General features: G+C 51.5%; 15 protein-coding genes and 1 tRNA gene. 11 read left to right on the forward strand and 5 right to left on the reverse strand.

All coding sequences use genetic code 11. From position 1 onward, the window contains the following. Nucleotides 1-330: 330 nt before the first annotated feature. The 5 genes from putP (at nt 331) to phoH (ending at nt 6,676) form a co-directional block, all read left to right on the forward strand. The gene (putP, locus tag AL479_RS18540) at nt 331-1,839 is read left to right on the forward strand and encodes a sodium/proline symporter PutP (RefSeq protein WP_061077132.1); all 1,509 of its coding nucleotides are present in this window, start codon (nt 331-333) and stop codon (nt 1,837-1,839) included. A gap of 222 nt (nt 1,840-2,061) precedes the next feature. Beyond that, complete coding sequence (gene efeU, locus AL479_RS18545; protein WP_061077133.1) at nt 2,062-2,895, forward strand: iron uptake transporter permease EfeU; 834 nt, start codon at nt 2,062-2,064, stop codon at nt 2,893-2,895. Nucleotides 2,896-2,951: 56 nt separating this feature from the next. Then, nucleotides 2,952-4,079, forward strand: coding sequence for an iron uptake system protein EfeO (efeO, locus tag AL479_RS18550; protein WP_061077134.1), 1,128 nt, complete (start codon nt 2,952-2,954; stop codon nt 4,077-4,079). Between the two features lie 5 nt (nt 4,080-4,084). Further along, complete coding sequence (gene efeB / locus AL479_RS18555; protein WP_061077135.1) at nt 4,085-5,368, forward strand: iron uptake transporter deferrochelatase/peroxidase subunit; 1,284 nt, start codon at nt 4,085-4,087, stop codon at nt 5,366-5,368. A 519-nt stretch (nt 5,369-5,887) separates the two neighbouring features. Then, nucleotides 5,888-6,676, forward strand: coding sequence for a phosphate starvation-inducible protein PhoH (gene phoH, locus AL479_RS18560; protein WP_061077137.1), 789 nt, complete (start codon nt 5,888-5,890; stop codon nt 6,674-6,676). Nucleotides 6,677-6,971: 295 nt separating this feature from the next. Here the strand turns inward: phoH and AL479_RS18570 are convergent. After that, nucleotides 6,972-7,059: transfer RNA gene (locus tag AL479_RS18570), tRNA-Ser, on the reverse strand. A 234-nt stretch (nt 7,060-7,293) separates the two neighbouring features. Between AL479_RS18570 and ghrA the strand changes: the two genes are divergently transcribed. From ghrA to AL479_RS18590, 4 genes are all read left to right on the forward strand, one after another. Continuing rightward, on the forward strand, nt 7,294-8,232 hold the full coding sequence (gene ghrA / locus AL479_RS18575; protein WP_061077138.1) for a glyoxylate/hydroxypyruvate reductase GhrA: 939 nt from the start codon (nt 7,294-7,296) through the stop codon (nt 8,230-8,232). A gap of 86 nt (nt 8,233-8,318) precedes the next feature. Next, entirely contained in the window at nt 8,319-9,056 is a 738-nt protein-coding gene (locus AL479_RS18580) for a phosphatase (RefSeq protein ID WP_061077139.1), read from the forward strand. Between the two features lie 23 nt (nt 9,057-9,079). Next, nucleotides 9,080-9,634: a TorD/DmsD family molecular chaperone gene (locus AL479_RS18585; protein WP_061077140.1), complete on the forward strand. Its 555-nt coding sequence runs from the start codon at nt 9,080-9,082 to the stop codon at nt 9,632-9,634. Between the two features lie 100 nt (nt 9,635-9,734). Further along, nucleotides 9,735-10,226 carry a DUF1097 domain-containing protein gene (locus AL479_RS18590; RefSeq protein ID WP_061078013.1) on the forward strand — a complete coding sequence of 164 codons (492 nt, stop codon included), beginning with the start codon at nt 9,735-9,737 and terminating at the stop codon, nt 10,224-10,226. Nucleotides 10,227-10,258: 32 nt separating this feature from the next. Here AL479_RS18590 and csgG read toward each other — a convergent pair whose 3' ends face one another. From csgG to csgD, 4 genes are read right to left on the reverse strand one after another with little or no spacing between them, the layout of a single operon-like run. After that, nucleotides 10,259-11,092, reverse strand: coding sequence for a curli production assembly/transport protein CsgG (gene csgG, locus AL479_RS18595; protein ID WP_061077141.1), 834 nt, complete (start codon nt 11,090-11,092; stop codon nt 10,259-10,261). Between the two features lie 25 nt (nt 11,093-11,117). Next, nucleotides 11,118-11,534, reverse strand: coding sequence for a curli production assembly/transport protein CsgF (csgF, locus tag AL479_RS18600; RefSeq protein WP_044258050.1), 417 nt, complete (start codon nt 11,532-11,534; stop codon nt 11,118-11,120). A 26-nt stretch (nt 11,535-11,560) separates the two neighbouring features. Next, nucleotides 11,561-11,950 (reverse strand): curli production assembly/transport protein CsgE, encoded by a 390-nt coding sequence (csgE, locus tag AL479_RS18605; RefSeq protein WP_061077142.1) that lies wholly within the window; start codon nt 11,948-11,950, stop codon nt 11,561-11,563. A 4-nt stretch (nt 11,951-11,954) separates the two neighbouring features. Further along, the gene (csgD, locus tag AL479_RS18610) at nt 11,955-12,605 is read right to left on the reverse strand and encodes a biofilm master transcriptional regulator CsgD (protein WP_042319721.1); all 651 of its coding nucleotides are present in this window, start codon (nt 12,603-12,605) and stop codon (nt 11,955-11,957) included. Nucleotides 12,606-13,368: 763 nt separating this feature from the next. Here csgD and csgB point away from each other — a divergent pair. Beyond that, nucleotides 13,369-13,824, forward strand: coding sequence for a curli minor subunit CsgB (csgB, locus tag AL479_RS18615; protein WP_061078014.1), 456 nt, complete (start codon nt 13,369-13,371; stop codon nt 13,822-13,824). A 40-nt stretch (nt 13,825-13,864) separates the two neighbouring features. After that, nucleotides 13,865-14,317: a curli major subunit CsgA gene (csgA, locus tag AL479_RS18620; protein ID WP_061077143.1), complete on the forward strand. Its 453-nt coding sequence runs from the start codon at nt 13,865-13,867 to the stop codon at nt 14,315-14,317. Nucleotides 14,318-14,361 lie beyond the last annotated feature (44 nt).

The raw sequence follows: 14,361 nt of genomic DNA on the forward strand, positions 1-14,361 counted from the left end.
CTTTGTGCAACCACGTTAAATGTGACCTGTACGACAAGCTTAAAAATGAATGAAATGTTAATAAAAGAAAGATGTATGACGTTGGGAAAAATAATAACGCTATCTTTTTCTCTGCGGCAGTTAACACTTTTAAAAGGTGCAACCGGAAAAAGTGTGAGAGAGTGCAACCTGGCGGAAATTAGTATTCATCGGCAGCAAAATTTGATGTAAATGGTGTGTTAAATCGATTGTGAATAACTCACGCTTCCGGCAGGATACGGTCGCCTGGGAAATACAACATGCTTTGCCACGTTCCGGCAGGGCAATAAAACAGAAGAGTCTGGAGAGTTTATGGCAATTAGCACACCGATGCTGGTGACGTTCTGTGTCTACATTTTTGGCATGATATTGATTGGTTTTATCGCCTGGCGTTCAACCAAGAACTTTGATGATTATATTCTGGGGGGCCGCAGCCTTGGGCCGTTTGTGACGGCGCTGTCTGCAGGCGCATCGGACATGAGCGGCTGGCTGCTGATGGGCTTACCGGGCGCGATTTTCATTTCCGGGATTTCAGAAAGCTGGATTGCCATCGGCCTGACTTTAGGGGCGTGGATCAACTGGAAGCTGGTGGCCGGGCGTCTTCGTGTGCACACCGAACATAATAATAACGCCCTGACGCTACCGGATTATTTCACCGGACGCTTTGAAGATAAGAGCCGGGTTCTGCGCATTATCTCCGCGCTGGTGATTTTGCTGTTCTTCACTATCTACTGCGCGTCCGGCATCGTGGCAGGGGCGCGTCTGTTTGAAAGCACCTTTGGCATGAGCTACGAAACCGCACTGTGGGCGGGCGCAGCAGCCACCATCCTCTATACCTTTATTGGCGGATTCCTCGCGGTAAGCTGGACGGATACCGTGCAGGCCAGTCTGATGATTTTTGCGCTGATCCTGACACCGGTGATCGTCATCATCAGCGTTGGGGGCTTTGGCGATTCGCTGGAAGTCATCAAACAGAAGAGCATTGAGAACGTTGATATGCTCAAAGGGCTGAATTTTGTCGCCATCATTTCCCTGATGGGCTGGGGATTGGGCTACTTCGGTCAGCCACACATTCTGGCGCGTTTTATGGCGGCGGATTCCCACCACAGCATCGTTCATGCCCGTCGTATCAGCATGACCTGGATGATCCTCTGTCTGGCGGGCGCAGTAGCGGTCGGTTTCTTCGGTATCGCTTACTTCAACAACAATCCGGCGCTGGCGGGTTCAGTGAATCAGAACGCGGAGCGCGTGTTCATCGAACTGGCGCAAATCCTGTTTAACCCGTGGATTGCCGGCATCCTGTTGTCTGCAATTCTCGCGGCGGTGATGTCAACGCTGAGCTGTCAGTTGCTGGTATGTTCCAGCGCCATTACCGAGGATTTGTACAAAGCGTTCCTGCGTAAAGGCGCCAGCCAGCAGGAGCTGGTTTGGGTAGGGCGCATTATGGTGCTGGTGGTCGCGCTGGTGGCTATCGCTCTGGCGGCGAACCCGGAGAACCGGGTTCTGGGTCTGGTGAGCTACGCCTGGGCGGGTTTCGGTGCCGCGTTTGGTCCGGTGGTGCTGTTCTCGGTGATGTGGTCGCGTATGACTCGCAACGGCGCGCTGGCCGGGATGATTATCGGCGCCGTGACGGTGATCGTCTGGAAACATTTCGGCTGGCTGGATCTGTACGAAATCATTCCGGGCTTTATCTTCGGCAGCGTTGGTATTGTCGCCTTCAGTCTGTTGGGTAAAGCGCCATCATCGGCGATGCTCAAACGCTTTGCGGAGGCGGACGCGCACTATCATTCCGCACCGCCGTCGCGTTTGCAGGAAGGCTAACGCCTCAATCCTCTGACTATCAGGCCCGCTTCGTGCGGGCTTTTTTGTCTTTTTCAACGATCGCTTCCCTCCATAACCATTAACCCGCTAAGCGTTTACATTATGACATCATTATCATTACATTCTGCTTGAGTTTTCTCTTTCCGTAATGATAATCACTATCACTGTAATTTACCTTTCTTTGCATCAGTTGACTAAGAATAACGTTTAAGGGTGTCTGGCATGTTTGTTCCGTTTCTAATTATGTTGCGTGAAGGGCTGGAAGCCGCGCTGATAGTCAGCCTGATTGCCAGTTATCTGAAGCGTACCCAACGAGGCCGTTGGATTGGCGTGATGTGGATTGGCGTATTTCTGGCGGCGGCGCTGTGCCTGGGCCTTGGGATCTTCATCAACGAGACCACCGGTGAGTTTCCGCAAAAGGAACAGGAACTGTTCGAAGGTATCGTCGCGGTGATTGCTGTGGTGATCCTCACCTGGATGGTGTTCTGGATGCGTAAGGTTTCGCGCAACGTCAAAGTCCAACTGGAGCAGGCGGTCGACAGCGCATTACAGCGCGGTAATCACCATGGCTGGGCATTGATCATGATGGTCTTTTTCGCCGTGGCGCGTGAAGGGCTGGAATCCGTCTTTTTCCTGCTGGCCGCCTTTCAACAGGACGTCGGGGTCTGGCCGCCGGTTGGCGCCATGCTGGGTCTGGCGACGGCTGTCGTTCTCGGCTTCTTACTCTACTGGGGCGGCATCCGTCTGAACCTGGGCGCTTTCTTTAAGTGGACCAGCCTGTTCATTTTGCTGGTAGCGGCCGGTCTTGCTGCAGGCGCGATTCGTGCTTTTCATGAAGCCGGATTGTGGAACCACTTCCAGGACGTGGCGTTTGATATGAGCGCTATTCTTTCGACGCACTCGCTGTTTGGCACCCTGATGGAAGGTATTTTTGGCTACCAGGAAGCCCCGAGCGTCAGTGAGGTTGCGGTCTGGTTTATCTACCTGATACCGGCGCTGGTGGTGTTTGCATTGCCGCCGCGCACAGGCACAACCGCGTCCCGCACAGCGCCTTAACGCTTTGCGACGCAGACTCTTACATAGTTACAACATACTTATTTAAAGGGATGGTCATGACGAATCACTTTCGCCGTAGTGCGCTGCAGCTTGGCATGGCTGCGCTGTTTGCTTCTGCTTTTACTGCCCATGCTGCGGATATTCCGCAGGTTAAGGTCACGGTAACCGATAAACAATGTGAGCCGATGAGCATTACGGTTAATGCCGGCAAAACCCAGTTCATCATTCAAAACCACAGCCAGAAAGCGCTGGAATGGGAGATTCTGAAGGGCGTGATGGTGGTTGAAGAGCGCGAAAACATCGCGCCTGGGTTCAGTCAGAAGATGACGGCTAATCTGCAACCCGGCGAATATGACATGACCTGTGGCCTGCTGACTAACCCGAAAGGGAAGCTGATTGTTAAGGGCAGCGCGACGGCCGATGCCGCGCAGAGTGATGCTTTGCTCAGTCTGGGTGGCGCCATCACCGACTATAAAGCCTATGTGACCGAAGAGACCGCGCAACTGGTGGCGGGAACCAAAGCCTTCACCGATGCCATTAAAGCGGGCGATCTGGAGAAAGCGAAGTCACTGTATGCGCCAACCCGTCAGCACTACGAGCGTATCGAACCGATTGCTGAGCTGTTCTCCGATCTCGACGGCAGCATCGATGCCCGTGAAGACGACTACGAACAAAAAGCCGCCGACCCGAAATTTACCGGCTTCCACCGTCTGGAAAAAGCGCTGTTTGGCGATAACTCGACCAAAGGGATGGCGAAATACGCCGATCAGTTGAATACCGACGTTCTGGATCTGCAAAAACGCATCAGTGAACTGGCATTCCCACCGTCAAAAGTGGTTGGCGGCGCAGCAGGACTGATTGAAGAAGTGGCAGCCAGTAAAATTAGCGGCGAGGAAGATCGTTACAGCCACACCGATCTGTGGGATTTCCAGGCGAACGTGGACGGTGCGCAGAAGATTGTCGACCTGTTGCGTCCGCAACTGCAGAAATCCAACGCAGCGTTGCTGGCGAAAGTGGATGCGAACTTCAAAAAAGTGGATGCCATCCTCGCGAAATATCGCACCAAAGACGGTTTTGAGACGTACGATAAACTGACCGATGCGGATCGCAACGCGCTGAAAGGCCCGATTACGACGCTGGCGGAAGATCTCGCGCAATTACGCGGTGTACTGGGTCTGGACTAAGCACCATGCAGCATGATGATAAAAACGGCGTGAGCGAACCGTCACGCCGACGTTTGTTGAAAGGAATGGGCGCGCTCGGCGGCGCGCTGGCGCTGACTGGCGGTTGTCCGGTTGCCCATGCGCAAAAGCCGCAAAGCGCGCCGGGAACCTTGTCACCGGATGCCCGTAGCGAGACTCAACCTTTTTACGGTCCCCATCAGGCGGGGATTTTGACGCCGCAGCAGGCCTCAATGATGCTGGTGGCGTTTGATGTCCTGGCGTCCGATAAAGGTGAGCTCGAACGATTGTTTCGCCTGCTGACGACACGTATTGCTTTCCTGACTACCGGCGGCCCGGCACCGGAAACGCCGAACCCGCGCTTGCCGCCAATGGACTCCGGGATCCTCGGCGCCTTCATCGCGCCGGATAACCTGACCATGACGCTGTCGGTGGGGCATTCGCTGTTCGATACGCGCTTTGGGCTGCAGGCGCAGATGCCAAAGACGTTGCAGAAAATGACCCGTTTCCCGAATGACTCTCTGGATGCCGCGCTGTGCCATGGCGATGTGTTGCTGCAGATTTGCGCCAACACCCAGGACACGGTGATCCATGCCCTGCGCGATATCATCAAGCATACGCCGGACTTGCTGAGCGTTCGCTGGAAGCGAGAAGGGTTTATATCCGACCATGCGGCGCGCAGTAAGGGTAAAGAGACCCCGGTCAATTTGCTTGGCTTTAAAGACGGCACGGCGAATCCGGACAGCAGCGATGCAAAGCTGATGCAGGATGTGGTGTGGGTGACGGCGGAGCAGGGGGAACCGGCGTGGGCCATTGGCGGATCTTATCAGGCCGTGCGTCTGATTCAGTTTCGCGTCGAATTCTGGGATCGCACACCGCTCAAAGAGCAGCAAACCATTTTTGGCCGTGATAAGCACACCGGCGCGCCGTTGGGGATGCAGCACGAACATGATGTGCCGGATTACGCCAGCGACCCGGAGGGTAACGTCATTGCGCTGGACAGCCACATTCGTCTGGCGAATCCACGCACGGCGCAGACGCAGTCGGGCCTGATGATGCGCCGTGGCTACAGCTACTCTCTTGGCGTGACGCCATCGGGACAGCTTGATATGGGATTGCTGTTTGTCTGCTATCAACACGACCTGGAAAAAGGGTTTCTGACCGTGCAGAAGCGGCTAAATGGCGAGGCGCTGGAAGAGTACGTCAAGCCGATTGGCGGCGGCTATTTCTTCGCGCTACCGGGAATCAAGCAGGCCGATCGCTATCTGGGCCAGTCTCTGCTTGAAGCATGACAATAATACCCCGTCTGCGGGCGGGGTATGCTGCACCTCACGCTACTGAAAATATTCTTTTTTTGTATGATCCGTTTTTTGAAATAATTTTGTAATATCTCCGTAAGAGACTGTTGCCAACAGAAAATGAGAGCTTAGTTAACGTCAGGTAAAAATATTGTTGCGTTATTGCTAAGTTCTGATGTAATTATACGTAATAGCGGTAGTTCCCGGCAGTGATGATTATTCACTATGGAGATCGCGAATGGTAAAGTCCTCTCGTGGACACGTTTCTGACAGTTTTTGCAGCCCATTACGCGGAAGTCTCTCCTCCGGTAGCCACCTCGTCACCGCTAAATTTCGCTCACTTTCCCCTCTTATTCGTGTTACTGACGCCATATTCGGTGCGCGTAGCCGTGTGTGGCGTCTATTCGAAAGGCAAGCAATGGCTTACAAGGAAGCCAACCCGCAGATGTTCGTGCGCATAATCGCGCTGCCAACGGCGCGTGTGATGAATACCAACAACTCAAGGTGCTATCCATGGGAAGACAAAAAGCAGTGATCAAAGCTCGTCGTGAAGCAAAACGTGTGCTGAGACGGGACTCACGCAGTCATAAACAGCGTGAAGAAGAATCGGTCACCTCGCTTGTGCAGATGAGTGGCGTAGAAGCGATTGGCATGGCGCGCGACAGTCGCGACACCACGCCAGTCATGGCGCGCAATGAGGCTCAATCGCACTACCTGAATGCTATCGAGAGTAAACAACTGATTTTCGCTACGGGCGAAGCCGGGTGTGGTAAAACCTGGATCAGTGCGGCAAAAGCAGCAGAGGCCCTGATACATAAAGATGTAGACAGGATCATTGTCACCCGTCCAGTTCTGCAGGCTGATGAAGATCTCGGCTTCTTACCTGGAGATGTATCGGAGAAGTTCGCTCCCTATTTCCGGCCGGTTTATGACGTGCTGGTTAAACGACTCGGGGCATCCTTTATGCAATATTGCCTGCGACCTGAAATCGGTAAGGTGGAAATCGCGCCGTTCGCCTATATGCGCGGACGTACATTTGAAAATGCAGTGGTCATTCTTGACGAGGCTCAGAACGTCACTGCTGCGCAAATGAAGATGTTCTTAACGCGCCTCGGGGAGAATGTGACGGTTATCGTAAACGGGGACATTACCCAGTGCGATTTACCCTCCCATGTTCAGTCAGGGCTAAGTGACGCGCTGGCCCGCTTTACAGAAGATGAGATGATCGGGATTGTTCGCTTCAACAAAGATGATTGCGTTCGCTCGGCGCTCTGCCAGCGAACGCTGAATGCGTACAGTTAAGTTAGCAATCTTTGCGCTCAGAGCCCGGGATGACCGGGCTTTGTTTTTTGGGGGCATCCCCCGGCGTGTGCCATATGCGAAAAAAAAGCCCGTACTTTCGTACGAGCTCTTTCTCAAATATGGCGGTGAGGGGGGGATTGACTCGCTTCGCTCGCCCTGCGGGCGTTATGGCCTGCGGCCATTCCGTCCAACGGGCTGCGCCCGTTGTCGAACCCCGGTCGGGGATTCTCATCCCCCGGCGTGTGCCATATGCGAAAAAAAAGCCCGTACTTTCGTACGAGCTCTTTCTCAAATATGGCGGTGAGGGGGGGATTCGAACCCCCGATACGTTGCCGTATACACACTTTCCAGGCGTGCTCCTTCAGCCACTCGGACACCTCACCATATTGTTGTTCCTCAACAACTGGAACGGGCGCTAATTTAGGGAAATACGCCGCCTGCGTCAATCAACTTTTCCAAAAAATCGTGCGTTTACACAAACTTCAGGCAACCTGTCGGTTAATTAGGCGGAAACTGCTTTTTTTGCCAGCGCCAGCGAATTTGCTATGCTGATGATCCCTTTGAAAACGATGATAATAAGTGCGAAAAATTGCGCACAACAACCCGCAGGAGTCAATATGGATATCATTTTCTATCACCCTACGTTTGATACCCCCTGGTGGATCGCTGCCCTGGAAAAAGCAATCCCTGGTGCCAGAGTCCGGGAGTGGAAGCAGGGCGATAACGATCCGGCAGATTATGCGCTGGTCTGGCACCCACCGGTAGAAATGTTGGAAGGGCGTAAACTTAAGGCGGTGTTCGCTCTGGGCGCCGGGGTGGATTCGATCCTGAGCAAACTGAAAGCCCATCCCACGATGCTGGATCCCGCCATTCCTCTCTTTCGTCTCGAAGATACCGGTATGGGCTTGCAGATGCAGGAATACGCGGTCAGTCAGGTATTGCACTGGTTCCGTCGTTTTGATGATTACCAGGCGCTGAAAAATGAGCGCCAATGGCAACCGCTGCCGGAATATACGCGCGAGGCGTTTACCGTGGGGATTATGGGCGCTGGCGTGCTGGGAGCGAAAGTGGCAGAAAGCTTACAGGCCTGGGGGTTCCCGCTGCGCTGCTGGAGTCGCAGTCGTAAAACCTGGCCGGGAGTTGAGAGTTTTGCCGGTACCGAAGAACTGGGCGCATTCCTCAGCCAGACTCGCGTGCTGATAAATCTGCTACCCAATACGGCGGAAACGGTCGGCATCATCAATGGCAAACTGCTTGACCAATTGCAGGATGGTGCTTATCTGCTGAATCTCGCGCGTGGCGTACACGTTAATGAAGATGATCTGCTCGCCGCACTGAACAGTAATAAACTCAAAGGGGCGATGCTGGATGTCTTCAGCCGTGAACCGCTGCCCGCGGATAGTCCGCTGTGGAAACATCCGCGCGTGGCGATGACGCCGCATATTGCGGCAGTCACGCGTCCCGCTGAAGCCGTCGCCTATATTTCCCGCACGATTTCACATCTGGAAAACGGCGAAGCGGTGACCGGGCAGGTCGACCGCCAGCGCGGTTATTAAGGTATACCCGGCAGATGCCGGGTTTCGACTAATAAACGCAGGCGATTCCTGCTATCCTTGTCGAAAAATGACCACAGGAGAGAGACATGTATCCCGTTGACCTGCATATGCATACCGTCGCCAGCACCCATGCTTATAGCACTCTGAGCGATTACATCGCCCAGGCGAAGCGCCAGGGACTGAAACTGTTCGCAATTACCGATCACGGTCCGGACATGGCGGATGCTCCACACCACTGGCATTTCATCAATATGCGTATCTGGCCGCGCGTGGTGGATGGGGTAGGGATCCTGCGAGGCATTGAGGCAAATATCAAAAATATCGAAGGTGAAATCGACTGTACCGGTCCGATGCTTACCTCACTGGATCTGATTATTGCGGGCTTTCATGAACCGGTTTTCGCCCCCCACGATGAAGCCACCAATACGCAGGCGATGATCGCCACCATGGCGAGCGGCGTTGTGCATATCATTAGTCACCCCGGCAACCCGAAATATCCCGTTGATATCACAGCAATTGCCGAGGCTGCGGCAAAATACAATGTTGCACTGGAAATTAACAACTCTTCCTTCCTTCATTCACGCAAAGGCAGTGAAGCGAACTGTCGCGCGGTGGCGGCAGCGGTGCGCGATGCTGGCGGCTGGGTGGCGTTGGGTTCAGATTCTCATACCGCCTTTACGATGGGTGACTTCAGCGAGTGTCTGAAAATTATCGAAGAGGTGAATTTCCCGGAAGATCGTATTTTGAACGTGACCCCGCAACGATTACTCAATTTCCTGGAATCACGCGGAATGGCGCCGATTCCTGAATTTGCTGAACTTTAACCACCACGAGCTGGAATATTTAGATGAACGAGTTTTCTATCCTGTGCCGCGTACTGGGATCGCTGTATTACCGTCAACCGCAGGATCCTTTGCTGGTTCCGCTTTTTACCCTGATTCGCGAAGGTAAACTCCCGGCGAGCTGGCCGCTCGAGCAGGATGAACTGTTAGCGCGTCTGCAGAAAAGCTGTGATATGGCCCAACTGGCGGCGGATTACAACGCGCTGTTTGTCGGTGCGGAGTGCGCAGTGCCACCGTATCGCAGCGCGTGGGTGGAAGGGGCGACAGAATCAGAGGTGCGGTCCTTCCTTTCCGCACGGGGTATGCCGCTTGCCGAGACGCCAGCCGATCATATTGGTACGTTGCTGCTGGCCGCCTCCTGGCTGGAAGATCAGTCTGCAGAGGATGAAAGCGAGGCGCAGGAAACCCTGTTCGCGGATTACATCATTCCGTGGTGCGGTACCTTCCTCGGTAAAGTGGAAGCGCACGCCGCGACCCCTTTCTGGCGAACGATGGCGCCGTTAACACGCGATGCCATTGGCGCGATGTGGGACGAACTGGAAGAAGAGACCGACGAATAAATGTGATGTATATCACTTTTGCATGCAACATGAGTTAAACATTGCATAAAATGTGTGCGTGATCTCATTCATATGGGCATTTTCTGCTATCATGCGCGGCATGAACATACTTCTTTCCATTGCAATCACAACGGGCATTCTCTCCGGTATCTGGGGATGGGTGGCCGTGTCTCTTGGCTTACTGAGTTGGGCAGGGTTTTTAGGCTGTACGGCCTATTTCGCCTGTCCACAGGGTGGGTTAAAGGGGTTGGCCATTTCGGCCTCCACGCTGTTGAGCGGCGTGGTGTGGGCGTTGGTCATTATTTACGGTAGCGCGTTGACGCCGCATCTCGAACTGGTGGGTTATCTGATCACCGGCGTTGTGGCCTTCCTGATGTGTATTCAGGCAAAGCAAGTCTTACTGTCATTTGTGCCAGGCACATTTATTGGCGCGTGCGCCACGTTTGCCGGGCAGGGGGACTGGAAACTGGTCCTGCCTTCACTGGCGGTTGGCTTGCTCTTTGGCTATGCCATGAAAAACAGTGGCCTGTGGCTGGCGGCCCGGCGAGAAAGACACAGTACGCGAACCGTGGCGGAAAATAAAAAAGCGTGAGGAATCCCTCACGCTTTTTTTTATCCTGATCATCAGGATTCCGGCGGTACCGACATATGGCGATATTTCACCAGAATGTCGTTCTGGCGATCGGCTTTATTCTGCAAATCCCACAGCCCGCGATCGATACCATCGTTGATGAGGAAGATGACGCCCGTCTCAATGGCGGACATCAGGCATAACATCACCGGTTCGTTGGAGGTGTAGCCAATTTCACCTTCCAGCAGTCTCTGGTAATCGATAAAGCGGAACACCCCTGCCTGCACTTCATAAGACAGAATGGTTTTACTGGTGTTGACCGAGGAGAGGATCTCACCGGTGCTGACGTTGACCACGCGCAGGTTTACCGCAATCTGGTCAAGCTGGTACTGCGTGTCTGCGCCGATACCGAAGTAACGCGCACCGACGCCGCCGGATTTCACGTTACTTTCGTAGCCGATAATCGACCCTTCAACCATGATGTTGGCCGCCGTCAGCGACTGCAGCGGGATCCGGTTGTTGATGGCGACAGTCCCGTTTTCCTGGGCGGCACGAATGATCTTACGTTCATTCAGCAGGTTTTGCAGTCCCTGGCGCTCCAGTGGAACAAACCAGCGAGAATCTTTCAGCGCGGTGACCAGCATCGCGGTGGCGCTTTGTGGGACGGCTGTTGAGAAGTTACTGGCCGGGTAGGGTTTAAACTGCCCGGTTTCATCCTGAATGTTATACACCGAGACAAAAATTTTGCCCGTTGGCGACGGTAAATGCGTTAAATCCTTATAACTTTGCGCACGAGGCATTAATGTCGGTTTAGCGGCTTCTTTTGGCGGGGCGGTTAAGCATCCGCTCAGTAAAATGACGGCGACGAATACAAGTAAGCGCTGCATGATGATTGTCCTTACGTGGCGGTGCTTAGAAATCGGTGGATTGCGACTGTAAACCCGACACTTCGATCGTCGATGTTTTTCCCGTTTTCCTGTCCGTGACGTTTAGCTGCAACTGTCCATCCCGGTTAGCAATATCCACAATGAAATCATTGGTCACCATCCTGCCGGGTTTCCCCGTGTTAATATTGGTCAACAGCCCACCTAATATTTGTGACTGAATGGCCTGAGTGAAGTTATCCAACGCGGAGGGAGTTTCGATTCCGTAATCGTCGTTATAACTGGGATCTTTATAAGAGTTTTGCGCCTGGGCGCTATTCAGTAAAAAAGAACCGTTATTGGGGTTTCCACCAAAGTTAGGGTTACGGAACTGGAAGGTCATATTTCCGGCCCAACTTAATGGCGAAATAAGCATGAGTACTACTACTGCATGTTTGACACGCATTACAGCCTCCGGACAAAAATCACTTTTTAGAATTCGTCATGCGTTAAATCGCCGGTGCTCAATAGTGTTTGATCTATTTGCCGGCGGTTTAAGGCATCCTCAGTTTGTGCCAGCGCGAAGACAACAGTTTTTTCGAAGTCTCTTTTCGTTGGAAATAAAAAAGTCTGGAATATAACGTCCTGATTTACCGTTATCGTGATCCAACTTCCCCAACGTGCACTGGGTCGCTCATTGATGGTTAAATTACCTGGATAATCACTTTCCCATTTGTCGCTAAAAGCACGATAAAAATCGTGGCCGATAGACGAAACCGTGTGGTCAGTTAAGAGCCCAGGAACTTCAACTTCTACAGCCTGCGTCGTGCCGGCAGCGAACAGAAACTGTGCCGCTGCAAGCCAGGTCAAATAGCGTTTCATGGCTTTATCGCCTGAGGTTATCATTTGCCCACGAAACCGCCTGGGTACGGTTTTTGACAGCTATCTTTTTGAAAAGATTATAAAGATGTGTTTTGACCGTATTTTCACTGATAAACAGTGAACGCGCGATTTCGATATTAGAGGCGCCGATACGCAGCTTATTCAGGATCTCTTTTTCGCGATGAGTCAGGAGGGCTGACTCAGTGCTGTTGTAGCGATAATTACCTGAGTGAGTGATCAGATAACTGGCCAGTTTCTGTGAGAAGTAGCACTCTCCCCGCAGGATCCCTTGCAAACCGTTTACGACACGCTCTTCGTCATCCGCTACGTAAAAAACGCCATTGATATGCGGCCAGTTTTCAATATCCCGGTAGGGATAATCATCGGGCGTGTTCAACAATAACGTCTTTAAATTATTGTTTTTCCGACTTAAGTTATCCTGCCAGTAATGGATAAGCTTTTTATCTGCTTCCATCATATCGACTAAAACAATGCAACTGGTGGAGATATCATCCAGAGAACGCTGAATATTATGCAGTTTTCCGGTGAGGGCCAGAGATTGTTTTAAATGCTGCAATAATGCTGTGGCTTGCAGGGATGGTTTGGTGATCAACAATAATGTATGACCATGAATACTATGGACTTCATTAAACATGATGAAACCCCACTTTTTTAGTCGCACACCTGACAGCTGCCTGCAAAAATGAGGCACCAGAAGTACTGACAGATGTTGCACTGCTGTGTGTAGTAAAATAAGAATCAGCCCGAACGGGTCAAAATATTAATACAAATGAACTACAACTGATTTCAATCTAGCCATTACAAATCTTAAAGCAAGTGTTAAACATGTAACGGAATGTAAAAATATATATTAATTTGTTAAGTTTGAGCTTTTTTTAAGTTTAGATTTGATAGTAAAGTTGTACATCCAGCCGTTATTGCACAGATTTAAAAAATCATACAAATTATATTAATTAACTGAATTTAAAGTAATAAATGCAATTTGTGCTAGCACTTCATCGGTGGGGAAATTGCTGAGTTATGAGATCCGTCGGCGTCGTGCATTTTGATGACGAAAAAAACGAGGCTTGTCACGACTTGCGCATCTCTCTCTTCTTCGACCGTACAACATAGCCTGGAAAGCCCACTGTACAGCCTGCTGACTGACGACGAGAAAAAGCATTAACGGTGAGTATGGAAAAAATAAAATAAGCGTAAATAACAGGGTATTCCTGCCCTGATTAGTACTTTGGTGTGAGCGAAAATATAAAAATACCACTGGCGGGTGAGTTATTTAAAATGTTTCCGCAGACATACTCTTCATCGTAACGCGGCGTTAACAAATTACGTTTAGCGTTAACAAGAAAATTGATGAGAACGTTATTTTCTCGATGTACGACCAGGTCCAGGGTGACAACATGAAAAACAAATTGTTATTTATGATGTTAACAGTACTGGGTGCGCCTGGAATTGCTTCCGCAACAAGTTATGATTTAGCGCATTCCGAATATAACTTTGCGGTAAATGAATTAAGTAAGTCTTCATTTAATCAGGCAGCCATAATTGGTCAAGTGGGCACGAATAATAGTGCAAAGATACGCCAGGAGGGCTCTAAACTTTTGTCGGTGGTTTCACAAGAAGGTGGAAGTAACCGGGCCAAAGTTGACCAATCAGGAGCTTATAACTTTGCGTATATTGCTCAGTCGGGTAATTCCAATGATGCCAGTATATCGCAAAGTAATTACGGTAATACTGCGATGATTATCCAGAAAGGTTCTGGAAATAAAGCAAATATTACTCAGTATGGTACGCAAAAAACAGCAGTTGTAGTGCAGAGACAGTCGCAAATGGCAATTCGCGTTATTCAACGCTAATCCATTGACGACGCTTAAATCAATCCGATGGGGGTTTACCATGAAACTTTTACAAGTGGCAGCATTTGCAGCAATCGTGGTTTCTGGCAGTGCTCTGGCTGGTTCTGTTCCACAATGGGGCGGCGGTGGTGGTGGCGGTGGCGGAAGCAGCTCCGGCCCGGATTCAAACCTGAGCATTTATCAGTTCGGGACCAATAACGCCGCACTTGCGCTGCAAAGCGACGCTCGTAAATCAGACACAACAATCACCCAGCACGGCTATGGTAACGGCGCCGATGTTGGTCAGGGTGCAGATAACAGCACCATTGATCTGACTCAGAAAGGCTTCAAAAACAACGCCACCATCGATCAGTGGAACGGCAAAAACTCGGATATTACTGTGAGCCAATACGGTGGACGTAACGCCGCGCTGGTTAACCAGACGGCTTCTGATTCCAGCGTTCTGGTTAAACAAGTTGGTTTTGGCAACAACGCCACAGCTAACCAGTACTAATTCAGTTTATGTGCTGACAATAAACAGGGCGAAAGCCCTGTTTT

This window comes from Citrobacter amalonaticus, assembly GCF_001559075.2.
Lineage (GTDB): Bacteria > Pseudomonadota > Gammaproteobacteria > Enterobacterales > Enterobacteriaceae > Citrobacter_A > Citrobacter_A amalonaticus_F.